At 70.4% G+C, this 25,302-nt stretch carries 23 protein-coding genes; 6 read left to right on the top strand and 17 right to left on the bottom strand.

The features are described 5' to 3' along the window. Nucleotides 1-77 precede the first annotated feature (77 nt). Complete coding sequence (locus BJ988_RS09320; RefSeq protein ID WP_218860702.1) at nucleotides 78-719, bottom strand: NUDIX domain-containing protein; 642 nt, start codon at nucleotides 717-719, stop codon at nucleotides 78-80. 22 nt (nucleotides 720-741) lie between these two features. On the opposite strand from BJ988_RS09320, the gene pepN reads away from it, so the two are divergent. Then, nucleotides 742-3,180 (top strand): aminopeptidase N, encoded by a 2,439-nt coding sequence (gene pepN / locus BJ988_RS09315; protein WP_179657737.1) that lies wholly within the window; start codon nucleotides 742-744, stop codon nucleotides 3,178-3,180. 78 nt (nucleotides 3,181-3,258) lie between these two features. Further along, entirely contained in the window at nucleotides 3,259-3,732 is a 474-nt protein-coding gene (locus BJ988_RS09310; RefSeq protein ID WP_179657736.1) for an SRPBCC family protein, read from the top strand. Nucleotides 3,733-3,794: 62 nt separating this feature from the next. Here BJ988_RS09310 and pyrG read toward each other — a convergent pair whose 3' ends face one another. The 7 genes from pyrG to BJ988_RS09275 form a co-directional block, all read right to left on the bottom strand. Further along, nucleotides 3,795-5,540, bottom strand: coding sequence for a CTP synthase (pyrG, locus tag BJ988_RS09305; protein WP_179657735.1), 1,746 nt, complete (start codon nucleotides 5,538-5,540; stop codon nucleotides 3,795-3,797). 14 nt (nucleotides 5,541-5,554) lie between these two features. After that, nucleotides 5,555-7,504 (bottom strand): putative cytokinetic ring protein SteA, encoded by a 1,950-nt coding sequence (gene steA / locus BJ988_RS09300; RefSeq protein WP_179657734.1) that lies wholly within the window; start codon nucleotides 7,502-7,504, stop codon nucleotides 5,555-5,557. A 209-nt stretch (nucleotides 7,505-7,713) separates the two neighbouring features. Next, on the bottom strand, nucleotides 7,714-9,495 hold the full coding sequence (gene recN, locus BJ988_RS09295; RefSeq protein WP_179657733.1) for a DNA repair protein RecN: 1,782 nt from the start codon (nucleotides 9,493-9,495) through the stop codon (nucleotides 7,714-7,716). Further along, complete coding sequence (locus BJ988_RS09290; RefSeq protein WP_343051545.1) at nucleotides 9,488-10,498, bottom strand: NAD kinase; 1,011 nt, start codon at nucleotides 10,496-10,498, stop codon at nucleotides 9,488-9,490. The genes recN and BJ988_RS09290 overlap by 8 nt, the downstream gene beginning before the upstream one ends. Beyond that, nucleotides 10,495-11,358: a TlyA family RNA methyltransferase gene (locus BJ988_RS09285; protein ID WP_179657732.1), complete on the bottom strand. Its 864-nt coding sequence runs from the start codon at nucleotides 11,356-11,358 to the stop codon at nucleotides 10,495-10,497. Before BJ988_RS09285 ends, BJ988_RS09290 begins: the two co-directional genes overlap by 4 nt. Before the next feature lie 11 nt (nucleotides 11,359-11,369). Then, nucleotides 11,370-11,636 carry a hypothetical protein gene (locus BJ988_RS09280; protein WP_179657731.1) on the bottom strand — a complete coding sequence of 89 codons (267 nt, stop codon included), beginning with the start codon at nucleotides 11,634-11,636 and terminating at the stop codon, nucleotides 11,370-11,372. Continuing rightward, complete coding sequence (locus tag BJ988_RS09275) at nucleotides 11,633-12,682, bottom strand: HAD-IIA family hydrolase (protein WP_179657730.1); 1,050 nt, start codon at nucleotides 12,680-12,682, stop codon at nucleotides 11,633-11,635. Before BJ988_RS09275 ends, BJ988_RS09280 begins: the two co-directional genes overlap by 4 nt. Before the next feature lie 65 nt (nucleotides 12,683-12,747). Here BJ988_RS09275 and BJ988_RS09270 point away from each other — a divergent pair, with 65 nt between their 5' ends. Continuing rightward, complete coding sequence (locus BJ988_RS09270; RefSeq protein ID WP_179657729.1) at nucleotides 12,748-13,908, top strand: DUF1015 family protein; 1,161 nt, start codon at nucleotides 12,748-12,750, stop codon at nucleotides 13,906-13,908. On the opposite strand, the gene BJ988_RS09265 is transcribed toward BJ988_RS09270, so the two are convergent. From BJ988_RS09265 to argC, 9 genes are all read right to left on the bottom strand, one after another. Next, nucleotides 13,905-14,324 (bottom strand): single-stranded DNA-binding protein, encoded by a 420-nt coding sequence (locus BJ988_RS09265; RefSeq protein WP_179657728.1) that lies wholly within the window; start codon nucleotides 14,322-14,324, stop codon nucleotides 13,905-13,907. The genes BJ988_RS09270 and BJ988_RS09265 overlap by 4 nt on opposite strands. A gap of 180 nt (nucleotides 14,325-14,504) precedes the next feature. Continuing rightward, on the bottom strand, nucleotides 14,505-15,116 hold the full coding sequence (locus tag BJ988_RS09260; protein WP_179657727.1) for a DNA-3-methyladenine glycosylase: 612 nt from the start codon (nucleotides 15,114-15,116) through the stop codon (nucleotides 14,505-14,507). A gap of 89 nt (nucleotides 15,117-15,205) precedes the next feature. Then, nucleotides 15,206-16,630 (bottom strand): argininosuccinate lyase, encoded by a 1,425-nt coding sequence (gene argH / locus BJ988_RS09255; RefSeq protein WP_179657726.1) that lies wholly within the window; start codon nucleotides 16,628-16,630, stop codon nucleotides 15,206-15,208. Beyond that, nucleotides 16,630-18,090, bottom strand: coding sequence for an argininosuccinate synthase (gene argG, locus BJ988_RS09250; protein ID WP_179657725.1), 1,461 nt, complete (start codon nucleotides 18,088-18,090; stop codon nucleotides 16,630-16,632). Before argG ends, argH begins: the two co-directional genes overlap by 1 nt. A 25-nt stretch (nucleotides 18,091-18,115) precedes the next feature. Further along, entirely contained in the window at nucleotides 18,116-18,643 is a 528-nt protein-coding gene (locus BJ988_RS09245; RefSeq protein WP_179657724.1) for an arginine repressor, read from the bottom strand. Next, nucleotides 18,640-19,563 (bottom strand): ornithine carbamoyltransferase, encoded by a 924-nt coding sequence (gene argF / locus BJ988_RS09240; RefSeq protein WP_179657723.1) that lies wholly within the window; start codon nucleotides 19,561-19,563, stop codon nucleotides 18,640-18,642. The genes BJ988_RS09245 and argF overlap by 4 nt, the downstream gene beginning before the upstream one ends. After that, entirely contained in the window at nucleotides 19,560-20,759 is a 1,200-nt protein-coding gene (locus BJ988_RS09235) for an acetylornithine transaminase (protein WP_179657722.1), read from the bottom strand. Before BJ988_RS09235 ends, argF begins: the two co-directional genes overlap by 4 nt. Then, a complete protein-coding gene (argB, locus tag BJ988_RS09230; RefSeq protein ID WP_246321827.1) occupies nucleotides 20,756-21,610 on the bottom strand; it encodes an acetylglutamate kinase in 855 nt (284 codons plus the stop codon). Before argB ends, BJ988_RS09235 begins: the two co-directional genes overlap by 4 nt. Nucleotides 21,611-21,693: 83 nt before the next feature. Beyond that, nucleotides 21,694-22,731, bottom strand: coding sequence for an N-acetyl-gamma-glutamyl-phosphate reductase (gene argC, locus BJ988_RS09225; RefSeq protein WP_179657721.1), 1,038 nt, complete (start codon nucleotides 22,729-22,731; stop codon nucleotides 21,694-21,696). 74 nt (nucleotides 22,732-22,805) lie between these two features. On the opposite strand from argC, the gene BJ988_RS09220 reads away from it, so the two are divergent. The 3 genes from BJ988_RS09220 to BJ988_RS09210 all read left to right on the top strand — a co-directional run bounded on the left by BJ988_RS09220 (nucleotide 22,806) and on the right by BJ988_RS09210 (nucleotide 25,301). Then, a complete protein-coding gene (locus tag BJ988_RS09220; RefSeq protein ID WP_179657720.1) occupies nucleotides 22,806-23,633 on the top strand; it encodes a maleylpyruvate isomerase family mycothiol-dependent enzyme in 828 nt (275 codons plus the stop codon). Nucleotides 23,634-23,643: 10 nt separating this feature from the next. Continuing rightward, a complete protein-coding gene (locus tag BJ988_RS09215; protein WP_179657719.1) occupies nucleotides 23,644-24,198 on the top strand; it encodes an LOG family protein in 555 nt (184 codons plus the stop codon). A gap of 80 nt (nucleotides 24,199-24,278) precedes the next feature. Then, nucleotides 24,279-25,301, top strand: coding sequence for an ATP-binding cassette domain-containing protein (locus BJ988_RS09210; RefSeq protein WP_179657718.1), 1,023 nt, complete (start codon nucleotides 24,279-24,281; stop codon nucleotides 25,299-25,301). Nucleotide 25,302: the final 1 nt, after the last annotated feature.

Below are 25,302 nucleotides of genomic sequence, written 5' to 3'. Positions count from 1 at the left end.
GCCGCCTGATGCGGCAGTTCTAACCCCGTGTGGCGCAAGTCACCAAAACCGCGTCCCCCAGCGGTTGACGCGCCTGGTCAGACTCTGCCACGGGATTTGAGCGCGGCGTACGCAAGCACGGCCTGGACGACCGGCGAGTCGGTCGCCCGGCCGCTCAGCACGGCGTCGAGGAGCTCCTCGAAGGGCACCCGGTGGATGCTCATCTCGGCCTCCTCGTGCTCGAGGACGAAGCCGTCGCGGTCGGTCGCGGTGAGGCCGCGGGCGAGGTAGAAGTGGTGGATCTCCTCGGAGATCCCCGGTGAGGCGTAGGTCGAGAGCAGATGGGTCCACTCGCTCGCCTCGTGGGCGACCTCCTCGCGCAGCTCACGCACGGCCACGTCGAGCGGGTCCTCGCCGGGATAGTCGATCAGGCCGGCCGGCAGCTCGACGAAGCGCCGCTTGGCGGGATGGCGGTACTGGGTGATGACCAGCGCCCGCTCCTCCTCGTCGAGAGCCAGCACCACCGCGGCGCCCGGGTGCTCGACCACCAGCCGCCGGAACGGCTCCTCGTCCTCGTGGCCGGGGCGGTTGATCCGGTCCGCACGCAGCGCGACCACCCAACCGTCTCGATGGAGGTCCTCGCTCGAGGCGATCGGCCAGCTCTCGGGTCCATCCCACTCGGTGAGCGGGTCCAGGTCCAGCGGCACGGCCGCGTCCGAAAATCGTGCGTCCGATGTCATGGCCCGAGGCTACCCTCGGCTCATGTCTGAGACCTCCGCCGCCGCCCCTGCATCACTCACCCAGGACGAGGCCGCAGCGCGGGCCGCCACCGTCACCGTCGAGCGCTACGACATCACGCTCGACATGACCGGCCTGCTCGAGGGCCAGACGCTCTCCAGCGTCTCCACGATCACGTTCTCGGCGACCCCCGGCACGAGCACGTTCGTCGACTGCGTGGCCGAGGTGGCGGCCGCCACGCTCAACGGCACCGAGCTCGACCTCGCCACGATCACCGCCGGGCGGATCCCGCTCGAGGACCTCGCCGAGACCAACACCCTCGTCGTCGCCGCCTCGCAGTCCGAGACCGCCTCCTCGGAGGGGATCCTGCGCACCGTCGATCCCTCTGACGGCAACGTCTATGTGTGGACCTCCTTCGAGCCCGACGACGCCCGCCGGCTGTGGGCCTGCTTCGACCAGCCCGACCTCAAGGCCGTGCACGCGTTCACCGTGACCGCACCGGGGCAGTGGACGGTGCTGTCCAACTCCGCACCGGCCGAGGTCTCGGACCAGGACGCCGGTGCGCGGACCTGGGTCTTCGAGGACACTCCCCCGCTCTCGACGTACGTCGTGGTGGTCAACGCCGGCCCGTTCGTCGAGGTCCGGGCCGAGCGCGGCGGCTACGACCTGGGTCTCTACGCCCGTCAGTCGCTGCGCAGCCAGCTCGAGCGGGACCGCGAGGAGATCCTGCAGATCACCGAGCACGGGCTGGCCTGGTTCGGCGCCAAGTTCGCGATGCCGTTCCCGCAACGACGCTACGACCAGATCTTCGTCCCCGACATGGGCGGGGCGATGGAGAACTGGGGCGCGGTGACGCACAGCGACGCGTTCCTCTACCGCACGACTCCGACCCACGCCGACCGCACCGATCGCACCAACGTGATCCTGCACGAGATGGCGCACATGTGGTTCGGCGACCTGGTCACGATGCGCTGGTGGGACGACCTGTGGCTCAACGAGGCCTTCGCCTCGTGGGCGGCGGTGTGGGCCTCCGCCGCGCTCCCCGACTACGCCGACGTGTGGGCCTCGATCGCCCTGACCGAGAAGAAGATGGCCTACGACGTCGACGCGACGCCCGCCACCCACCCGATCCGCGGGGTGGTGCCCAGCGTCGACGTCGCGATGGCCAACTTCGACGCGATCACCTACATGAAGGGCCAGGCGGTGCTGCAGCAGCTGCACGCCTACATCGGCGAGGAGGCGTACCTGGCTGGGCTGCAGGCCTACTTCGCCGAGCACGCCTACGGCAACACGGTCCTAGATGACCTGATGGGTGCCTTCGGGGCAGCCGCGGGCACGGACCTCTCCGCCTGGACCACCGCCTGGCTCGACCATGCCGGGACCGACGTGATCACCCTCGCTGACGGCAAGGTCTCGGTCACCAGCGCCGACGGGACGGCGCGTCCCCATCGCTTCGACATCGCCTCGTACGCCGCCTCCGGCGCGCTCCTCGCGACCACCCCGGTCACCGTGGACGGCGCGCCCGTCGAGGTCTCGCTGCCCGATGCCGCCGCACACCTGGTCAACGCGACCGACGTGACCTTCGCCGCGGTGCGCTCCGACGATGCCAGCGAGGGCTGGCTCGGGCAGAACGCCGGACTCCTCCCCGACTCGCTGGCGCGGGCGGTCGCGGTCAACAGCGCCTGGGCGGCGCTGTTCCGTGGTGAGATCGCCGGCCCCGAGGTCGTCTCGCGAGTCGTCTCGGTCCTCGAGCGCGAGCAGAACCCGCAGGTCACCGGCGAGTACCTGAGCATGGCAGTGGCCGCGGCCGAGCTGTGGACGCCACCGGCCCGGGTGGCGGAGCAGCGCGCTCTGGTCGCCGGCGCGGCGGCGGCCCTCGCCGAGGACCCCGCCAACCGCGACACCGCGCTACGGGTGCTCGCCTCGCACGCCTCCACGCCCGAGCAGCTCGCGCTGGCCGAGAAGGGGGCAGCCGACGACGTACAGGTGGCCTGGCGGTTGCTCGGGCGACGCGCCGAGACCGGCGACTACGACGCAGAGGCCGTCGCTGCCCTGGAGGAACGCGACCCGGACCCCGAGGCCTGGGTCAGTGCCCTGGGCGTACGCACCGCGCAGCCGCTCGCCGAGGCCAAGGAGGAGGCCTGGCAGGTGACCATGGTCGAGCGCCGGCTGCCGCGCACCGACAGCGCCTACGCGCTCGCCTCCGCGTTCTGGCGGCCGGGGCAGGACGAGATCCTGGCGCCGTACGCCCAGCGCTACCTCGACGCCGTCGCCGCCATCAGGGGCGGAGGGCTGCTCGCCTTCGGGCTCCAGCTCCGGTTCTACCCGGCACAGGCCGGCGAGGATGTCGCCGCCGCGGCGCGAGCCGCGTGCGAAGGCGAGACTCTCGTGCCGTTCGTGCGTCAGGCGGTCGTCCGCCTCGCCGACGTGCACTCTCGTCAGGTCGCCGCTCGCGCGCTGTGAACTGCCGACGGCGTGAGGGTATGGCCGGCGAGGACGACGGGTACCCACCGGTCGTACGCAATCGAGAGGAGACACGACATGAGCACCATCGAGAAGAGCGTCCAGGTCGAGGTCCCGGTCCACACGGCGTACGACCAGTGGACCCAGTTCGAGTCGTTCCCCCAGTTCATGGAGGGCGTCGAGTCCGTCAAACAGCTCGACGACAAGCACCTGCACTGGAAGGCCGAGATCGGCGGGGTGACCCGTGAGTGGGACGCCGAGATCGTTCACCAGGTCCCCGACGAGCGCATCACCTGGCGCGCCGTGGAAGGCAGCCAGAACCAGGGGACGGTGTCGTTCGCCCAGGACCAGATGGGGAAGGCGACGCGCGTGACGCTGCGTCTGGAGTACGAGCCCGAGGGCATGGTCGAGAAGACCGGTGACCTCCTCAACATCGTCGACAGGCGAGCCAAGGGAGACCTCGAGCGGTTCAAGGACTTCATCGAGCAGCGCGGCACCGAGACCGGTGCCTGGCGCGGCGAGGTGAAGCCGACCGGCGAGGTCAACCGCTAGGTCACATACAACGAGCCCCTGGGGTCGGCACACGCCGACCCCAGGGGCTCGTCAGTGGTTGCTCAGGCCTCAGCCGGCTCCGGCAGATCGACCTGGCTGACGTCGCTCTCGCTGACATCGCTGGCGTCGCTGCTGTCGCGGCGCAGGTTGGTCTCGTCGATCGGGAACCGCTGCTCCTTCTGCCGGTCGAGGGCCGCCTTCACCAGCCCGGCGAAGAGCGGGTGCGGGCGGGTCGGCCGCGAGCGAAGCTCGGGGTGAGCCTGCGTGGAGACGTAGTAGGGGTGTACGTCGCGGGGCAGCTCGACGAACTCGACGAGCTGGTTGTCGGGCGAGAGGCCGGAGAAGACCAGGCCGGCCTCCTCGAGCTGGTCGCGATAGGCGTTGTTGACCTCGTAGCGGTGGCGGTGACGCTCTTCGATCGAGGACTCGCCGTAGACCTCGGCCGCGATCGAGCCCTTCTTGAGCTCGGCCGGGTAGAGGCCCAGACGCATGGTGCCACCGAGGTCGCCGGCGCCCTCGACGTACGCCTTCTGCTCCTCCATCGTCGCGATGACGGGCTCGGGGGTATCGGCGTCGAACTCGGTCGAGTCGGCCTTCTCCAGGCCGAGCATGTTGCGGGCGTACTCGATGACCATGCACTGCAGGCCCAGACACAGGCCGAGCGTGGGGATCTGATGGGTGCGGGTGTAGGTCAGCGCGCCGAGCTTGCCCTCCAGGCCACGGATGCCGAAGCCACCGGGGACGCAGACTGCGTCCACGTCGTGGAGGTTCTTGGCCGCGCCCTCGGGGGTCTCGCACTCGTCCGAGGCGATCCAGCGGATGTGGACCTTCGCCTCGTTGGCGAACCCGCCGGCGCGCAGCGCTTCGCCGACGCTCAGGTAGGCGTCGGGCAGGTCGATGTACTTGCCGACCAGACCGATGGTGATCTCTTCCTTGGGGTGGTGGACCCGGCGGAGCAGGTCCTCCCACAGCGTCCAGTCGACGTCGCGGAAGGGCAGGTCGAGCTTGCGTACGACATAGGCGTCGAGGCCCTCGCGGTGGAGCACCTTCGGGATGTCGTAGATGCTCGGGGCGTCGGCCGCCGTCACCACGGCGTCCTCGTCGACGTCGCACATGAGCGCGATCTTGCGCTTGATGCCCTCGGGCAGCTCGCGGTCGGCGCGGCACACGATGGCGTCGGGCTGGATGCCGATCTGGCGCAGCGCCATCACCGAGTGCTGGGTGGGCTTCGTCTTCAGCTCCTTGGACGGGCCGATGTACGGCACCAGGGAGACGTGCACGAAGAAGACGTTGTCGCGGCCCAGGCGCTGGCGCACCTGACGGGCGGCCTCGAGGAACGGCAGGGACTCGATGTCGCCGACCGTGCCGCCGATCTCGGTGATCACGACGTCGACCTCGGGGCCGTGCATGGCCAGGACCCGCTCGGAGATCTCGTCGGTGATGTGCGGGATCACCTGGACGGTCTCGCCGAGGTAGTCGCCGCGTCGCTCCTTGGCGATCACGTTGGAGTAGACCTGCCCGGTGGTCACGTTGGCGTGGCCGACCAGGTCGGTGTCGAGGAACCGCTCGTAGTGGCCGATGTCGAGATCGGTCTCGGCACCGTCGTTGGTCACGAAGACCTCACCGTGCTGGAACGGGTTCATGGTGCCGGGATCCACGTTGAGATACGGGTCCAGCTTCTGCATGGTCACGCTCAGACCACGCGAACGGAGAAGGCGGCCGAGGGACGATGCCGTCAGACCCTTTCCCAAGGAGGAGGCGACGCCTCCGGTGACAAAAATGTGCTTGGTCAAGCTCGCCGACTTCATGGACCTCAATCCTATCAATCCTTCAGCAGGCCGCCGAAACCTGACGCACCGAATTCGCCACCTTCTTGGTTCTTCTGTCGGGCCAGGGCCAGCGGAGCGACGATCTGACCGGTGCTCGACTCGATGCCGTCGACCGACGCGAACCAGCCCGGCCAGTCGTTGGCGCGCAGCGCGGCGAGGTCCCCGGAGTCGGTCGTTCCCGCCACGACCAGCCCTTTCGTGGTCGCCCCCAAGCCGTCGGTCAGGCCCTCGACCGCGGTCGAGTCGTCGTTGTCCTCGCCGAGGACGACCAGAACGAGGTCGGCCGGCCCGGTCGGTCGGCCATGGGCCTTGACCAGGTCTCCGGTGAGCAACGCCACAGCGGCGGTCTTGGCCTGCTTGTCGAACGCCGCGGGTGGCTTCCGGCCGGCGTAGGTCTCCCCGATCACCTGCCCCATGCGCTGATAGGTGGCCTGGTCCCCGTCGCCTCGGCCCAGCTGATCGACCAGCTGGGTGGCCAGACTGTCGACGTACTGCTTACGGTCCGGATCCAGCAGATTCGGTCGTACGTCGAGCACTCCTGCCATGTCGGCACCGGCCGCGGTGATGTTGCCGGTGAGCGCGTCGACCGTCTTACGGTCCGCACCCGGGAAGGTGACGACGGCGACCTTCTGCCCGGCGAGCTTGCCGGGGAGGAGCGCGTCGCCGGCCTCGGCGACGAACTGGGCCTCGGCGCTCTGTCGCGAGCCGGTCTCGGTCCGGCTGCTGCCGCTCTGACCGGAGGTGGTGTCGACCGTGTCTCCTGCGCCGGCGTTGCCCCCGGCTCCGGCGCCGATCTCGCTGAGGCCGCGGCCGGTGAGTCCGTGATCGGCGGCCCAGACACCGGCGGGAAGGCCGATCGCCAGCGCCGTCACCGCGGTGAGGACCGGGAGGACGAGCCGGCGGGCGAGCGGCTCCTTGCGGCGCACCGCGGGGACCGCGGAGGCGTCGATCAGCGTCGGGCCGAGCGCGAGCCGGGTCAGGTACGTGCCGGCCAGCCCCGGACGCTGGTCCTCGAGAAAGTCGGTCAGCGTGGTGCTCAGCCCCGCCCCGACGACCAGCGAGGGGTGCTGGGCGTAGGCGATCAGCAGGGCCGCGTCCTCGGGAGCCAGGGAGGAATCGAAGCGCTTCGGCTGCACCCCGACGCGATCGAGGAGCTCGGCGGCCTGCTCGCTCCCGGAGCCGCCGGGCGCGAGCACGACCTCGGCCGCGCCGGTGAGCACCTTCGGCTCGGGGAACGTGTCGGTGTCGGCGCCCAGGACGAGCACGGCGTGGCGTACCTGCTTCTTGGTCAGCCTCTTCGCCACGGGGCCTACCGCGATGATCGTCGGGCGCTGCTCGCGCAGGAAGCCCTCGAGATCCCTCAGGAGGCGGTCCAGCTCTGGGTGGTCGGCGACCACGACGACGGGACGGCCGGCCAGGGGCGTGTCGAGGGGCGGTACGCCGCGGCCGTGCAGCAGCACCTCTTCCTCGCGCCTGAGCAGCTCGCTGCTGTTGTGGGTGAAGAGCTCCAGATGGGAGCTCAGACCCCGCTTGGCGTTCTCGAGCTCGCTCTCGAGCAACTCCTGGTCGAGCGCCCGGCCCGAGGCCAGCAACCGCTCGCCGTCGAAGATCTCTCCGTCGAGGATGCGCGCCTTGCGCCCGTCGACCAGCTTCTCCAGCCCCGCGTCGCTGATCTGGTCGATCAGCTCGATCCCGGCATCAGCCAGCGCCTTCGGGCCCCGGTTCGGGTAGCGCCCCGACACCATCGGCTGGGCGTTGACCACGGCGACCACGCCCGTGGCCGCGATCGCCAGCGCGGTGCTGCGGTCGAGGTCGATATGGTCGATGACCGCGATGTCGCCCTCTTTGAGCCGCGGGACCAGTGCCCTGGTCGGCCGGCCCGTGCGGAGCGTGCCGCGGAGGCCGGGAAGTACGGAAGGAATCTGGCGTGTCGGCAGTCTCATGTCTCGCCAATCCTCCCCCGGTATCGCTCGGTGTCCCCGGATCTCACCCCGGCGAGTCCCCCTCACGCCGAGACGTCACCCCCGTCGGCCGAGACGTCAGGCGCGTCGGCCGAGTGGGCACCAAGATGACGTCTCGGCCGGCCGCAGTGACGCCTCGGCCGACCGCCGTGACGTCTCGGCCGACCGCAGTGACGTCTCGGCGGGGGACGTCAGGCTTTGGCGGAGCGGGCCATCTCGAGGAGCTCGCGCGCGTGGGCGATGGCGGTGTCGGAGGCCGTCAGCCCGGCCAGCATGCGGGAGAGCTCCCGCTCACGGGCCTCGTCGTCGAGGACGGTGAGGCCGGAGCTGGTGACCACGCCGTCGCTGGTCTTCTCGACGGCGACGTGGTGGTCGGCGAAGGCGGCGACCTGGGGAAGGTGGGTGACCACCAGGACCTGTGCGGTGCGGGCGAGGTGGGCGAGACGACGGCCGATCTCGACCGCTGCGGTGCCGCCGACGCCGGCGTCGACCTCGTCGAAGACGAAGGTCGGGACCGGGCTGGTGGCCGCCAGGACCACCTCGATCGCGAGCATCACCCGGGAGAGCTCACCGCCGGAGGCGCCCTTGTGGAGTGGGCGGGGCTCCGAGCCGGTGTTGGCGGCCAGCAGCAGCTCGATCTCGTCGAGGCCGTTGGAGCCGTAGCGCAGCCAGCGTTCGCCCTTGCCCTTCCCCTTTCCAGAAGACGGGAACCTCAACGGTGCGTGCGGCTCGTCCTCGGAGGCCGGTGCGTCAGTCTCCTTCTGGCGTACGTCGACAACCAGCCGGGCGTGGGGCATGGCCAGTCCGGTCAGCTCGTCACTGACCGCCTCGGCCAAGGCACCGGCGGCGGCGGTGCGTGCGGTCGAAAGCATGGCACCGGCGTCGGCGAGATCGGCTCGCAGCCGCGTACGTTCATTCTTGAGCTCCTCGATCCGGTCGTCGTCGGAGTCGAGCTCGAGCAGGCGCTTGGCACCGGTCTCGGACCAGGCGAGCACCTCATCGATCGTCTCGCCGTACTTCCGCGTCAGCGCGGTCAAGGCCGCACGCCGCTCGGAGACGACGGCCAGCCGGGCGGGGTCGGTCTCGACGCCGGACGCGTAGGAGGCGACGTCGGCGGCGACGTCAGAGAGCAGGTAGGTGACCTCGGCAAGACGCTCGGCCAAGGCAGCGGCGTCGGGATCATGATCTCGGACGCTGTCCAGCGCCTGCCGCGCGACCGATACCGCGCCGAGGGCGTCCGGGGAGTCGATGTCCTCGGAGGAGAGGGCCTCGCGCGCCTGCTCCGCGGCCGTGCGGAGGGTGTCGGCGTAACCGAGCCTCTCCTCCTCCTGGGCAAGGGTGGCGTCCTCGCCCGCCTCCGGGGAGACCGCCTCGATCTCACCGAGACCGAAGCGCAGCAGATCAGCCTCCTGTGCGCGCTCGCGGGCGTGGGTCGTCACGTCGTCGAGTTCGCGCTCGACCTTCTGGAGCTCGGCGTGGAGCTCGCGGTATGCCGTAAGCAGCTTGGCGACGGCGTCGCCGCCGAAGCGGTCCAGCGAGTCGCGCTGGGCACGCGGCTGCAGGAGCCGGTGCTGGTCGGACTGGCCGTGGACGGCGACCAGGGGCGAGGTCACCGAGCCGAGGGTGGCGACCGGGACGGTCGCTCCCCCGACGTACGCCCTTGCTCGGCCTTCGGCCGCGACCGTGCGAGCCACGAGAACCCGGCCCTCTTCGACCTCTCCCCCAGCCTCCTCGGTCGCTTCGATGACGGCGGGCAGCGACCGGGCGTCGATGACACCCTCGACGCGGGCCGTCTTCTTGCCCTTGCGGACCGCGCCGGCGTCGCCACGGCCGCCGAGCAGCAGCCCGAGCGCAGTCACGATCATCGTCTTGCCCGCGCCGGTCTCACCGGTCACCACGGTCAGCCCTGGTCCGAGCTCCAAGGTCGAGGACTCGATGATCCCGAGTCCGGAGATCCTGATCTCCTCAAGCATGCTCGCCTCCGTTCATCCTGAACGGACGCCGTTCCGCGGCGCCTCGCCATCCCTCCACAGACAGTCCGAACTTCCGCACCAGACGATCCGTGAACGGAGCCTGGTGCAGGCGTACGAGTCTGACTGGCTCCACCCCCCGGGTGACCTCGATCCGGGCGCCGGGGCCCAGGTCATAAGAGCGCCGACCGTCGCACCAGAGCACCCCGGCACCGTCGGCGCGGGAGATGACCTCGACGGCCAGCACCGAGGTCGGCGCGACCACCATGGCCCGCGCGAAGAGCGCGTGAGCGCTGATCGGGGTCAGCAGCAGCGCCTCGACGCCGGGCCACACGACCGGGCCGCCGGCGGAGAAGTTGTAGGCCGTCGAGCCGGTCGGGGTCGCGCAGACGACGCCGTCGCAGCCCCACCTCGACAGCGGTCGGCCGTCGATCTCGACGACCACCTCGAGCATCCGCTCGCGGGCCGCCTTCTCGACGCTGGCCTCGTTGACCGCGAACGTACGAAAGACCTTCTTCCCGTCCTCGAAGACACTGACCTCGAGCGCGAGGCGGTCCTCGGAGGTGTAACGACGCTGCACGATCGCCTCGATCGTGGACTCGACGTCGTCGTACTCCGCCTCCGCGAGGAATCCGACGTGTCCCAGATTGACCCCGAGCACCGGCGTGCGGTGGGGCTGGACGATCTCGGCAGCGCGCAGGATCGTGCCGTCGCCGCCGATGACCAGCGCCAGCTCGCATTCTCTGCTGGCCTCCTGCTCGTCGGCGGCCAGCTCGATCGCCGGCTGATAGGCACCCGGGTCGATGCCCAGGTCACCGGCCTCACGAGCCAGCATCCTGACCACGATCCCGTGGACCGCGAGCGACTTGGCACAGGCGAGGGCGACCTCGCGGGCCTCCTCCCGCCCGGTGTGGATGAGCATGAGGACGCGCCGGACCTCGGCTGGGTCCACCGGGCCTGGGACTACAGAGCCTGGGTCCACAGCGGGGGCATCGGCGTCGGTCACGGATCAACCCTCTCAGACGGCACCGACACAGCCCCGGTGGCGGGGCTCTCCAGGCCACGCTGCTCACGCACGGCCTCCTCGATCTCCGTCTCGTCGACGGTGGCCTCGCCGCGGCGCAGCCAGAGGAAGAACTCCACGTTGCCCGACGGGCCCGGCAGCGGGCTGGTCGTGACCGCGCGGGCACCCCAGCCGCGCCTCGCTGCCGCCGCGGCGACGGCGTTGACCGCCTCCGCCCGCAGCGCCGGGTCGCGCACCACGCCGCCCTTGCCGACCCGGTCCTTGCCGACCTCGAACTGGGGCTTGACCATCAGCGCCAGGTCGCCCTCAGGGCTGGTGACTCGGATCAGCGCGTCGAGGACGAGCTCGAGGGAGATGAAGGACAGGTCGCCGACGACCACGTCGACGGGTTCGCCGACCAGCTCGAGAGAGAGGTCGCGGATGTTGGTGCGGTCGTGGACCACGACCCGCTCGTCCTGCTGCAGGCGCCAGGCGAGCTGGCCGTAGCCGACGTCGACGGCGACGACCTGGTTGGCGCCGTTGCGGAGCAGCACGTCGGTGAAGCCGCCCGTCGACGCGCCGGCGTCCAGGCACCGGCGGCCCTTGACCGAGAGGCCGAGCGGTTCGAACGCGGCCAGCGCTCCGGCGAGCTTGTGCCCACCACGGGAGACGAAGTCGGGGCGGCCGGGGTCTTCGGTCACCACGATGGCGACGTCCGTGGTGACACCCGTGGCCGGCTTGGTGGCGCGGTTGCCCGAGACCGTGACGCGGCCGGCTGCGATCAGCTCGCTGGCGTGCTCGCGGGATCGGGCCAGCTTGCGTCGGACCAGCTCGGCGTCGAGGCGCAGGCGACGAGGGGGCATGCGCTCGCCTCTCAGGGCTGGTCGGTCGGCTGGGACTCACCGGACGCCGCGGCGATCCGGGCCATCGCGTCGTGGGCGCCGGTGTCGGGGTCCAGGGCGCGACGCAGCTCGGTGTGTGCGGCCTCGAAGACGCCGACGTGCTCGGCCAGCGGCAGCTCCTCGAGCCGGTCGAGGGTCTCGAGGACCGCGTCGACGCGGGCGACACCGGTGTGCGGCGCCGTGTCGGCGCCACCCAGCCCGGCCGGGGCCGGAGTCTCGTCGAAGTGCTGCTCGCTCATGAGCCCGAGACTACCGTCTCGCCGTCGGCACCCGGGCGAGGCGGCGCGGCCTGTGCGCCGAGCCTCACCACTGCCTCGGTCTCGTCCAGGTGCGCCCAGGCGCTGGTCGCGGCGACCCGCCACCAGTCGTCGGTGCTGCCCTGGCCGGTGACGCGCAGCTCGCCGTCGCGTACCTCCGCCGTCCAGCCGCCCAGTCGCGCGGTCGTGCCATCGCTCTCGGGCGCCGCGTGGGCCTCCAGCAGCCCGCCGAGGTCGGAGGCGATGTACGTCGGGCGCTGGTGCGGCGGGGCGGCGACAAGATCCTCGAGCCCGGTCACGCCGGTGAGCACCAGCAGGGTGTCGACATCGGCGTTGCGCCCACCTTCGATGTCGGTGTCGAGCCGGTCGCCGACCATCAGCGGATGCTCGGCCTCGGTGCGCCGGATGGTCTCCTCCAGCAGCGGACGCGACGGTTTGCCCGCGACGACCGGCTCGACCCCAGAGAAGCGGCGCAGGGTGTCGACCAGGACCCCGTGGCCCGGCGCGATCCCGTAGGCGGCCGGGAAGGTCATGTCGGTGTTGCTGGCGACCCAGAAGAGTCCGTCCTTGATCCGGACGGCCCCGCGGAGGATGTCCTTCCACAGCAGGTCAGGGTTGTAGCCGGTGACGATCGCCTCGGCGTCCTCGTCGACGGCCACCGGCACAAGTCCGGCTGTTTCGAGCGGCTCACGCAGGCCGGCGGCACCCAGGTTGACCACCTTCGCCCCCGGAGCGAGACGCTCGGCCAGGACGTGCACGGCGGCCTGCGCCGAGGTGACCACGTCCTCGGCGGTCGCCTCGATCCCCAGGTTGCGGATGTTCTCGGCCACCTTGGCCGGCGGCCGGGCGGCGTTGTTGGTGATGAACGCCAGGCGCAGGCCGGACTCACGTGCTGCCGCGAGCGACTCGCGGGCTCGCGGGACCGCGGCCCCGCCGATGTAGACCACGCCGTCGAGGTCGAGCATCGCGACGTCGTGGACCGCGGCGAGCGCCCGGTCTGAGCCCTTCAACTGATGGCCGGTCAGCACAGTAAGTTCCTCACTCTGAGTCGGGGGTGCGGCGAATGGGACCAGTGTGACCCTACGATGTGTGGATGGGCGATACAGGTGTGGTGAGGGCGCCGTACCTCCGCCGTCCGCTCCGTCTGGAGCCTTTTCGAGCGCTCTCCTTGGCGCCGTCACGGATCGGGGACCCGACCTCGGCGCGGCTCTACTCCCGCCCCTATCGCGGGGTCACCTCCCGGATCAGCTCGTGGCTGGCCCGTGGTGACCTGCACGAGCACCGCGACGCCGCGCTCTACCTGCACGAGTACACCGCAGCCGGGATCACGGTGCGTGGCGTGGTCGGGATCCTCGACGTCTCGCACCGCACCGACGAGCCCGGTGAGGCCGCCGTGCTCCCCCACGAGGGCGTACGGACCGCTCAGGCCGAGCAGCTGGCCTCCAGGATGCGTCAGATGCGGGTGCACCCGGCGCCGATCCTGCTCACCTACCACGCGCCCGACGGCGTCGCCGAGCTGCTCGACCGGGTGCAGAGCAGTCCTCCCCACGAGCAGTACGACGACCACGGGGGCCAGCATCACCGGGTCTGGGCGATCACCGACGAGGCTGTGATCGGGCAGCTGCGCGCCGCCTGGGCCACCGAGCAGGCGCTGATCGCCGACGGACACCACCGCTACTCGGCCTACGCCGAGCTCCAGGGACCGGCCGATCCCGGCGACGCGGCCGCGACCGACTTCGGCCTGGCGATGCTCATCGACCAGGACGACACCCCGTTGCAGCTCGGCGCGATCCACCGGGTGCTCGCCGGGGTGAACCTGCGCGACCTTCGGGCCGCGGCCGAGTCCGTCGGTGCCGCCTGGACCGCGGGTGGACGTGAGGCTGCCCTGGGCAGGCTCGGCCCCGGCGTCATCGTGGTCAGTGACGGCCGTGGTTGGGCCACGCTCGAGGTCGACACCTCCGAGATCCCTGCGACCGGCGACGTCGGCTACCTGCACGACCGGGTTCTTCCGGAGCTGCGCCGGCAGCCGTCTCGGGTGTTGCACGCGCACCAGGTCGATGCCGCGCTCAAGCGGGCCCGCCCGGGCCGCGATGTCGCCGTGCTGCTGGCGGCGCCGACGTTCGACACCATCCTCTCCTCGGCCTCCGTCGGCCGGCTGCTCCCGGAGAAGGCGACCTCGTTCCAGCCCAAACCGCACCCAGGGGTGCTCATCCGTCTCCTCGACGCCGCGCATCTGGAGAAGTCTCGGCACTAGCTGGCCTGCTTCGTCGCGGCACCGGCCCGGCTGACCCGTCTGGCCGAGAGCACCTCCACCTCGGTCATCGACTGCAGCCGCCCACCGGTCTTGAAGAACCGGCGGCGCAGAGACCCGTTGACCTCGATGACGTCTCCCACCTGCCAGGTCATCGCCGCACGCCGAACCCGAGCGATCCAGGTGTGGCACTCGAGGGCGTCGATCTGCACCCGGCTCCCCCGGCGTTTGTCGCGTGGCCTGTTCACGACCACCCTGAACGCGGTCAGCTGGTCACCGCTCGGCAGCTCCCTCTCCTCCGCGGCCAGCGACAGCCGGCCGATCAGCCGCACCTCGTTGACCGTTGCCAGCCCTTCGGCACGCCCCGCGCGTCCGCCATCGTCCGGGGATGGCTCCTTCTCTACCCTTGCGACCGTCATCTCGATCACCTCCGACCATCATCCTGGTCAGGGGCGCCGACAGTTCTGGCAGTGCGAACAGGCCCTGTGGACAACTCGTGTCTGAACAGGTCCTGTGGATGGCGATCGGCCCGCTCGGAGAGTCAGCGCGCCGGTCGGCCGGGTAACGCTCGCGAGGAAGAACCTCCGCCGGGAATCGCCTCAGTCTCCTGCGACCGGCTTGACTCTCGGACTCAGCCGGTAGGCCGAGACCGTCGGGTCATCAGCCACGTAGAAGCGGTGCTGCCAGTCGTGGGCCTTGCTCACCCCCACCCGAGGACCAGCCTGGATGAGCTCGGTCGGCACCGACTCGCCCTCGGACAGCCTGATCGACGTGCCTGTCAGAAGATCTGCACCGTTGTGCTCTCCGGTGATGCCAAGCGCCTGGCCGACGTTCCCCGGACCCTTGGCGAGGCGCGTGCTCTCCACCCGCTCCCCACGCCGCTCCCGCGCCAGGTCCTCGCCCGCGACAACTCTGCCCGCCCGGATGAGGACTCCCGCGGCAACACCATCGGTCGCAGTGACGACGTTCGCACACCAGTGAATGCCATGGGAACGGTAGACATAGAGATGCCCTGCGGGGCCAAACATGGTGGCGTTGCGGGCGCTGCGGCCGCGGTAGGCGTGAGAGGCCGGGTCAGCTGTACCGGAGTACGCCTCGGTCTCCGTGATGACGATGGTCACAACGCCCTCAGTGGTCTCGCAGGAAAGGGTCTTCCCGAGCAGTTCGGGAGCGACCTCTTCAGCGGCACGGGCAAGGAAGTCCTGATTCATACTGAGCTCCTCGACACGCAGTAGGTGAAGCAGACCCAGCGCCCTCGGGCGGCGACCGCGGGGCGCTGGGCGAGCATCTCGGCGCAAATCTAGCTGGTGCGGAATCCGGCAGACTTGGACCGAAGCTCGGCGAGCTGCTCGGTGACCCGGTCGGGCGCGGTGCCGCCGCGGCCGTCGCGGGAGGCGACCGATCCTTCGATGGTCAGCACCAGGCGTACGTCCGGGGTGAGCGCCGGCGAGATCGTGGCGAACTCCTCGTCGGTGAGCTCGGCAAGCTCCACGCCGCGCTTCTCCGCTGCCTGGACGCAAGCCCCGGCCAGTTCGTGGGCGATCCGGAAGGGCGTGCCCTGCCGGACCAGCCACTCGGCGATGTCGGTGGCCAGCGAGAACCCCTGCGGGGCGAGCTCGGCCATCCGGTCGGTGTTGTAGACCAGCGTCGCGACCTGGCCGGTGAAGGCCGGGAGCAGCACCTCGAGGGTGTCCAGGGAGTCGAAGACCGGCTCCTTGTCCTCCTGCAGGTCGCGGTTGTACGCCAGTGGCAGCGCCTTCAGCGTCGTCAGCAGCCCGGTCAGGTTGCCGACCAGGCGTCCGGCCTTGCCACGGGCCAGCTCGGAGATGTCGGGGTTCTTCTTCTGCGGCATGATGCTCGACCCGGTGGACCAGGAGTCGTGCAGCGTGACGAAGTCGAACTCCCTGGTCGCCCACAGGATGATCTCCTCGGCGATCCGGCTGATGTCGACGCCGATCTGAGCGCACACGTAGGCGAACTCGGCCACGAAGTCACGCGAGGCGGTGCCGTCGATCGAGTTGGCGCTCGAGCCGGTGAAGCCGAGCTCGGAGGCGACCAGCTCCGGGTCCAGCCCGAGCGACTGGCCCGCGAGCGCCCCGGACCCGTAGGGCGAGTCGCAGATCACCCGCTCGCGCCAGTCGCCGAGCCGGTCGACGTCTCGCAGCAGCGACCAGGCATGAGCCATCAGGTGGTGCGAGAGCAGCACCGGCTGGGCGTGCTGGAGGTGCGTACGCCCCGGCATGATCGCGCCCATGTTCTCATCGGCCTGCGCCGCGAGCGCGTCGATGAGGTCGAGCACGAGCCCACGCAGCACCCGCTCGTGGTCGAGCAGGTAGCTGCGGAACAGCGTCGCGATCTGGTCGTTGCGCGAGCGGCCCGCGCGCAGCTTGCCGCCCACCTCCGGCCCGATCTCCTCGATCAGCAGCCGCTCCAGCGCGCCGTGCACGTCCTCGTCGGAGTCGGCCGGGAGAAGCCGACCGGCGGTGAACCGGTCTGCGAGCACGTCGAGACCACGGTGGATCTCGTTCTCCTCGTCGCCGCTCAGCAGCCCCGCGGCGCCCAGCGCCTTGGCGTGGGCGTGCGACCCGGCGATGTCGTAGAGCGCCAGCCGCCAGTCGAACTGCGTCGAGCGGGAGAGCGCCTCGAGCTCCGGCGAAGGACCGCCGGCGAACCGGCCGCCCCAGAGCTTGCCCTCGTTGGTGGTGTTGGCAGGTGTGTTCGACATCAGTCGTTCCCGGCCTCGATCGCCGCCTCGTCCAGGAACGTGTCGTCCAGGACCGGCCCGTCGACGGGCAGTGCGGTCGGGAGCGGCTTGCCGTCGGTCGCGGCGATGCGGTCGAAGCCACCGGCGGGGAGCTCGCCGAAGAGAGTGCCGTTCTCGACCAGGACCGTGCCCTGGTCGAGGGGGTGCCCGGCGTAGACCTCGAGCTTGGAGCGCGAGTCGGCGATGTCGAGGTTGCGCATGGTGAGCTGGCCGATGCGGTCGACGGGGCCGAAGGCGGCGTTCTCGACGCGCTCCATGGAGAGCTTCTCGGGGTGGTAGGAGAAGTGCGACCCCTCGGTGTTGAGGATCGTGTAGTCCTCGCCGCGGCGCAGCCGCAGGGTGACCGTGCCGGAGACCAGCGAGGCGATCCAGCGCTGGATGGACTCGCGCACCATCAGCGCCTGCGGGTCGAGCCAGCGGCCCTCGTAGAGCAGCCGGCCGAGCTTGCGGCCCTCGTTGTAGTAGTTGGACATGGTGTCCTCGTTGTGCACCGCGTTGAGCAGCCGCTCGTACGCCGCCCACAGCAGCGCCATCCCCGGCGCCTCGTAGATGCCGCGGGACTTCGCCTCGATGATCCGGTTCTCGATCTGGTCCGACATACCGAGGCCGTGCCGGCCGCCGATCGCGTTGGCCTCGTAGACCAGCTCCACCGGGTCGGTGTAGGACTTGCCGTTGATCGCCACCGGGCGGCCCTCGACGAAGCTGATCGAGACGTCCTCGGTCTCGATGGCGACCGAGGGGTCCCAGAACTTCACGCCCATGATCGGCTCGACGGTCTCCAGCGAGACGTCGAGGTGCTCCAGCGTCTTGGCCTCGTGGGTGGCGCCCCAGATGTTGGCGTCGGTGGAGTAGGCCTTCTCGGTGGAGTCGCGGTAGGGCAGGTCGTGAGCCACCAGCCACTCCGACATCTCGTGACGCCCGCCGAGCTCGTGGACGAAGTCGGCGTCGAGCCACGGCTTGTAGATGCGCAGCTCGGGGTTGGCCATCAGGCCGTAGCGGTAGAACCGCTCGATGTCGTTGCCCTTGAAGGTCGACCCGTCGCCCCAGATGTTGACGTCGTCGGCCTGCATGGCCCGCACCAGCATGGTGCCGGTGACGGCGCGGCCGAGCGGGGTGGTGTTGAAGTAGGCGCGGCCACCGGAGCGGATGTGGAAGGCGCCGCAGGCGAGCGCGGCCAGGCCCTCCTCGACGAGCTGCGGCTTGATGTCGATGGCGCGGGCGATCTCGGCGCCGTACGCCATCGCGCGGTCCGGCACACCGGAGATGTCGGGCTCGTCGTACTGCCCGATATCAGCGGTGTAGGTGCACGGCACCGCGCCCTTGTCGCGCATCCAGGCGACCGCCACGGAGGTGTCGAGGCCTCCGGAGAAGGCGATGCCGACGCGCTCGCCCTTGGGGAGGGAGGTCAGTACCTTGCTCACGAGATGTTGCTCCTTGCTTAGAAATCTATTGAATGTCTGGGGTCTTGCCGGCGAGGCTGAGGAAGCGGTCGACGAGCGCCGCTCCGCCCTGAGGCTCGCGGCCGATGACGAGCACGGTGTCGTCGCCGGCGATGGTGCCGAGGATGTCGGGATAGTCCGCCCGGTCGACGGCCGAGGCGAAGTACTGCGCAGCCCCCGGAGGCGTACGCAGCACCACCAGGTTGGCGCTCCCGTCCGCGCTCACCAGGAGCTCGCGGGCGAGTCGACCGAGCTTGCTTCGGCCGCTGGCGGACTCCCCCGGTGCCACCGAGCTGCGGTCGCCGCCCTCGCCGGGGATCGCGTAGACGAGAGACCCCTTGGCCGCCCGCACCTTCACCGCGTCGAGCTCGTCCAGATCGCGCGAGAGCGTCGCCTGGGTGACGTGGACGCCGTGCGAGAGCAGCGCCTCGGCCAGCTCCGTCTGCGACTTGATCTCGGTGCTCCAGATGATGTCGACGATCAGGGACTGACGCGCTCCCTTCGTCGCCGGCCGCTGGGCCTCGTTCGTGGTCATCGCCGCTCCCACAAGAAGGCCAGGATCGCCTTCTGCGCGTGGCGCCGGTTCTCCGCCTCGTCCCACACCAGGCTGCGCGGGCCGTCGAGCACCCCGGCCTCGATCTCCTTGCCGCGGTAGGCGGGCAGGCAGTGGAGCACGACCGCGTCGTCGTCGGCATGGCCGATCAGTTCGGTGGTCAGCGCGTAGGGCGAGAAGACCGCGAGCCTGGCGGCCGTCTCGCTCTCCTTGCCCATCGAGATCCAGGTGTCGGTGATGAGTACGTCGGCCCCCGCAGCCGCCGCGACGGGGTCAGGAGTCACGGTGACCGAGCCGCCGGTCTCCTCGGCGATCTCCTTCGCCCGGACCAGCACGTCGGCGTCGGGGGCGTAGCCCTCCGGGGCGCCGAACCGGACGTGCATCCCGGCGGTGGCTCCGGCCAGCGCCCACGAGTTGCCCATGTTGCAGGCGGCGTCGCCCAGGAAGGCCGCGGTCAGACCCGCCAACGATCCCTTGTGCTCCTGGATCGTCAACAGGTCGGCGAGCAGCTGGCATGGGTGGAAGTCGTCGGTCAGTGCGTTGATGACCGGCGCTCCGGCGTACGCCGCCATCTCCTCGATGCTCGACTGGGCGAACGTACGCCACACGATCTCGCCCGCCTGCCGGCCGAGCACCCGGGCGACGTCGGCGACCGACTCCCGCTCGCCGATCCCGGCCAGACGGCCGTCGACGAGCATCGAGTGGCCGCCGAGCTCGGCGATCCCGGAGGAGAAGGAGGCCTGGGTCCGCAGCGTCGGCTTGTCGTAGATCGTCGCGACGGTCACCGGCCCGGCGAGCGGCTTGGCGGCGAACGGGTCCTGCTTCATCGTCGCCGCGAGCGCCAGCACCTCGGCCTGCTCGGCCGGGGTGAGGTCGTCGTCTCGGAGGAAGTGTCTGGTCACTTCGCCCCCTGTGGTTCCTGGGCGGCATCGAGGATCGCGGGCCAGGCGGCCAGGAGGCTCTCGGCGTCGTCCTCGGTGAGCACCAGCGGCGGGACGAGCCGGATCCGCTCGGGCGTGGCGTTGTTGATGATGAAGCCGGCCTCGAGCGCGGCGGCAGCGACAGCGCCCGAGTCGAGACCGGCGAGAACCACTCCGATGAAGAGGCCTTCGCCATCAACGCGCACGACCCGCGGGTCGGCTGCGAGACCGTCGCGCAGCTTCTGCCCGAGCACGGTGACGTGCTCGAGGAGGCCGTCGGACTCGATGGTGTTCACCACCGCGAGGCCCGCCGCGCAGGCGACGGGGTTGCCACCGAAGGTGGTGCCGTGGTTGCCGGGCTCGAAGAGCGTCGCCGCCCGGCCCAGACCGATGCAGGCACCGATCGGGAAGCCGCCACCGAGACCCTTGGCCAGGGTGACGATGTCGGCGGTGACGCCGGAGGTCTCGTGGGCGAACCAGCGGCCGGTACGCCCCAGGCCGGACTGCACCTCGTCGAGCCAGAGCAGCGCGCCGTGCTCGTCGGCCACCGCCCGCGCGGAGGCGAGGTAGTCGGCGGGCGGGACGATCACGCCGGCCTCACCCTGGATCGGCTCCAGGATGATCGCCGCGGTCTCGTCGGTGACCACGGCCGCCAGCGCCTCGGCGTCGCCGTACTGGACGAAGGTGACATCGCCCGGCAGCGGCTCGAACGGGGCCCGGTAGGCCTCCTTGGCGGTCAGCGCCAAGGCACCCATCGAGCGGCCGTGGAAGGCGCCCTGGGCAGCCACGATGTGCTTGCGCCCGGTCCGTCGGGTCAGCTTGAAGCCGGCCTCGTTGGCCTCGGTGCCGGAGTTGGTGAAGAAGACCCGTCCGCTCTCCCCTCCCGGCACCCGAGCCAGCAGCGCCTCGGCCAGCTCGACCTGCGGCTGGGAGGTGAAGAAGTTGGAGATGTGGCCGAGGGACTCCAGCTGCGAGGTCACCGCGGAGACGAGCGCCGGGTGGGCGTGGCCGAGCGCGTTGACCGCGATGCCGGCCAACAGGTCGACGTACTCCTTGCCGTCCTCGTCCCACACGTGGGCACCCTGACCTCGGGTGAGGACCAGCTTGGGCGCGCCGAAGGTGTTCATCAGGGAGGCGGCGTAGCGCTTCCTCCAAGAAATGGGCTCAGCCGTGCTCATCGATCCAGCTCCCTTGCCTTGCGAGTCTTGGTGGTGACGCCGGGGAGCACCTGGGTGCCGACTCCCTCGGCGGTGAACAGCTCCAGCAGCACGGCGTGCTCCTCGCGGCCGTCGACGACGGTGGCGCGTTTGACGCCGCCCTTGACCGCCTCGAGGCAGGCGCTCATCTTCGGGATCATCCCGCTGGCGAGATCGGGCAGGATGCCCTCCAGCGCCTCGGGGCTGATCTCGCCGATGACCTCCTCGGGGTCGGGCCAGTCGAGGTAGAGGCCTTCGACATCGGTGAGCACGAGCAGCTTCTCGGCCTTCAGCGCGACCGCGAGCGCCGAGGCGGCGCGGTCGGCGTTGACGTTGTAGATGGCCCCGTCGGCGTCGGGGGCGACGCTGGAGACGACCGGGATCCGGCCCGCCTCGATGATGTCGAGAACCGACGAGGGACGTACGTCGACGACCTCGCCGACCTGGCCGAGGTCGACCTCCTCGCCGTCCACGACGGTGCTGGCCGGCTCGGCGGTGAAGAGTCCGGCGTCCTCGCCCGAGAGCCCGACGGCCAGCGGCCCGTGCTCGTTGATCAGCCCGACCAGCTCGCGCTGGACCTGGCCGACCAGGACCATGCGTACGACGTCCATCGCCTCCGGCGTGGTCACCCGCAGCCCGCCCCGGAACTCCGACTCGATGCCGAGCCGGTCGAGCATCGAGGAGATCTGCGGACCACCGCCGTGTACGACCACCGGCTTGAAGCCGGCGAACCGCATGAAGGCGATGTCCTCGGCGAAGGCGCGCTTGAGCTTGTCGTCGGTCATGGCGTTGCCGCCGTACTTCACCACGACGATCTTGCCGTGATACTCCATCAGCCACGGCAGCGCACCGGCGAGGGTGCGGGCCTTGGCGGGATCGGGTCGACCAGGCTCGTGGGCGACGGTCTCCAAATCGATCACGGCGCGACTCCGACCGTGCTCAGCCCGGAGGTCTCCTCGAGACCGAGCGCCAGGTTCATGCACTGGATCGCTCCCCCGGCGGTGCCCTTGGCGAGGTTGTCCTCGGCACCGACGACGACCAGCCGCCCGGCGGCCTCGTCGACGGTCACCTGCAGGTGGACGGCGTTGGAGCCGAGCACGGCCTGCGTCTGGGGCCACTGCCCCTCGGGAAGCAGGTGGACGAAGGGCTCATCGCCGTACGCCTTCTCGTAGACAGCACGCGCATCCGCCGCGGTCACGCTGCCGGCGAGCTTTGCCGAGCAGGTCGCCAGGATGCCGCGCGGCATCGGCACCAGGACCGGGGTGAACGAGACCGAGACCTCGCCGTCGACCAGCGCGGAGAGGTTCTGGATGATCTCGGGGGTGTGCCGGTGGGCGCCGCCGACGCCGTAGGCGCTGACGTTGCCCATGACCTCGGCACCGATCAGATGCGGCTTGGACGACTTCCCGGCACCGCTGGTGCCGGTGGCGGCGACCACGACGACCTCGGGCTCGACGATGCCGGCCTCGACCGCCGGGGCCAGCGCCAGGGTGGAGACGGTCGGGAAGCATCCCGGCACCGCGATCCGGCTGGCCGCGGAGAGTGCCGCCCGCTGTCCGGGCAGCTCGGGCAGTCCGTAGGGCCACGTGCCGGCGTGGTCGGTGCCGTAGAACCTCGTCCACGTCTCGGCGTCGGCGAGCCGGTAGTCGGCACCGCAGTCGATCACGACCACGTCGTCGGGAAGGCCGGCCGCGATCGGCCCGGACTCACCGTGCGGCAGCGCCAGGAAGACGACGTCGTGACCGGCGAGAGTCTCGGCGTTGGTGGGCTCCAGCACCCGGTCGGCCAACGGGACCAGGTGTGGTTGCAGGCTGCCCAGGGTCTTGCCCGCGCTGGAGGCGGCGGTCATGGCGCCGATCTCCACCTCGGGGTGGGCCAGCAGCAGCCTGAGCAGCTCACCTCCGGCGTATCCACTGGCACCGGCGACTGCGACGCGCTTCTTCGTCATATGCATGACCATACGCCCACCTGCATGCCTCGCGCAAAACCCGTTCGCACCCTGAGACACCAGCATTTAGTGTTCGCTCCATGACACGCCTCACCCCCACCGCCTACCTCGACCACATCAGGTCGGAGTCGGCGCTCTTCCGCTCGGCGCTCGCGAACACAGATCCCGCGGCCCCGGTCCCGACCGCTCCCGAGTGGACCGCCGCCGACCTGCTGTGGCACGTCGCCGGCGAGGTGCAGCACTTCTGGACGTACGTCCTGGAGACCCGCCCGGCCGCGCCGACGAGCGAGACCTACGACGAGCCCGAGCGGCCGAAGGACGCCACCTACCAGGATCTGCTCGACTACTTCGACCAGATCAACGCCAAGTTCGTGGCGACCCTGGAGAAGACCGGGCCCGAGGAGCCCACCTGGTCGTGGTCCCACGAGCGGACCGCCGGCTTCACCTACCGCCGACAGGCCCACGAGATCCTCATCCACCGCCTCGACGCCGAGCTCACCGCCGGCGCCGTGACGCCGCTCGACCCGGCCCTGGCCGCCGACGGGATCGATGAGGTCCTCGACGTCTTCTACGGTGGCAAGCCCGAGTGGGCGACTTTCGCGGGCAGCGACCAGTACGTGCGGATCGACGCCGTCGACACCGACACCCGCACCTGGGTCCAGCTCGGCCTCGTCTCCGGCACCCGTCCCGACGGCGACAGCATGCAGGACGAGCCAGATCTCAGCGTCGTCGCAGCGCAGTCGATCCCCGCCGGCACCGAGCCGGACGCCGTCGTCGCGGGCACCGCAGCCGACCTGGTCGCCTGGCTCTGGCGTCGCCGCGACGACGAGGGCATCGCGGTCACCGGCGACAAGGACGTCTACGACCGCTTCCGCGCGTTGACCAACCAGCCGATCACGGACGACTAGCCTCTCCCGCATGATCAAGCACCTGGCGGTCTTCCTCGGGTCCCGCGACGGCAACGATCCCACGCTCTCGGAGAGTGCCTACGAGGTCGGCAAGGACCTCGCGGAGCGCGGGATCGAGCTGGTCTACGGAGCCGGTGGTGGCGGCCTGATGGGCCAGATCTCCCAGGGCGCGATCGACGGCAACGGCAAGGTCTTCGGCGTGATCCCACGGTTCATGGTCGACCGCGAGTGGGGTCGCGTCGAAGGCGCGCCGGGGATGCAGACGCTCGTGGTCGACACGATGCACGAGCGCAAGGCGCTCATGGCCGAGCGGGCCGACGCGTTCCTCGCCCTCCCCGGCGGGATCGGCACCCTCGAGGAGCTCTTCGAGGTCTGGACCTGGCAGACCCTGTCGCTGCACGGCAAACCGGTGGGCCTCCTCAACGTCAACGGCTTCTGGGACCCGCTCGTCGAGATGATGGAGCGCATCGCCGCGGCGGGGTTCCTGCACGGCTCCCCCGCCGAGACCCTGGTGGTCGGCGACGACCTCGACGACGTCCTCGCCCGCCTGGACGCCGCCCGCTGACTGGGCCTGTTGAAACCGGAGGATGAGTCGTGAAACCGCAGTGAAGGCGGCCTGAAACCGGCGGCCCACACCCTGGGAGCATGACAACCAACACCGAACTGGCCGTATCGGCCACTGGTCTGGTCAAGACCTTCGGCGACTTCACCGCGGTCGACGGGATCGACCTCGAGATCCGCCGCGGCGAGGTCTTCGGCGTGCTCGGCCCCAACGGCGCCGGCAAGACCACGATGCTCAAGATGCTCGCGACCCTGCTCCCGATCGATGCCGGCAAGGCAGAGATCTTCGGGGTCGACGTCAAGGCCTCCCCCCATCAGGTGCGCCAGCTCGTCGGCGTGACGGGGCAGTACGCCTCCGTCGACGAGAACCTCACCGCCACCGAGAACCTCGTCCTCTTCGGTCGTCTGCTGGGCATGTCCGGCAAGTCCGCCCGCGCGGCCTCGGAGGAGCTCTTGGAGTCCTTCGGCCTCGAAGAGGCCGCCAAGCGGCAGATCTCGAAGTTCTCCGGCGGCATGCGCCGCCGCCTCGACCTCGCCGCCTCGCTCCTGAGCCGACCGCCGCTGATCTTCCTCGACGAGCCGACCACCGGCCTGGACCCACGCACCCGGGGTCAGATGTGGGACACCATCCGTACGCTGGTGGCCGGCGGCTCCACCGTCCTGCTGACCACCCAGTATCTCGACGAGGCCGACCAGCTCGCCGACCGGATCGCGGTCATCGACCGCGGCGTCAAGGTCGCCGAGGGCACCTCGGAGCAGCTCAAGACCTCCGTCGGCAGCTCCACGCTGCACCTTCGTCTGAGCGACAAGACGCAGATCGCCGCAGCAGCCGCAGTGGTCGAGAGGGTCACCGGCGACCGTCCGGTGCTCACGCCCGAGGCCGGCGGCGTCAACGTGCCGCTGGCGGACGCCGACCGAGCCGCCGACGTGCTCATCGGCCTTCGCCACGCCGACATCTCGATCACCACCGCCAACGTGCAGCAGCCGACCCTCGACGAGGTCTTCCTCGCCCTGACCGGCCACGGCACCGCGAGCTCCGAGAACCCAGAGAACCCCGACCGCTCCCAGCCCGCCGACCACGACATCCACACCGAGGAGGTGGCCTGAG

Source organism: Nocardioides panzhihuensis (genome assembly GCF_013408335.1).
GTDB classification, from domain to species: domain Bacteria; phylum Actinomycetota; class Actinomycetes; order Propionibacteriales; family Nocardioidaceae; genus Nocardioides; species Nocardioides panzhihuensis.
Note: the sequence above shows the minus strand (reverse complement) of the source record. Positions and strands in the feature narration are given on the sequence as shown.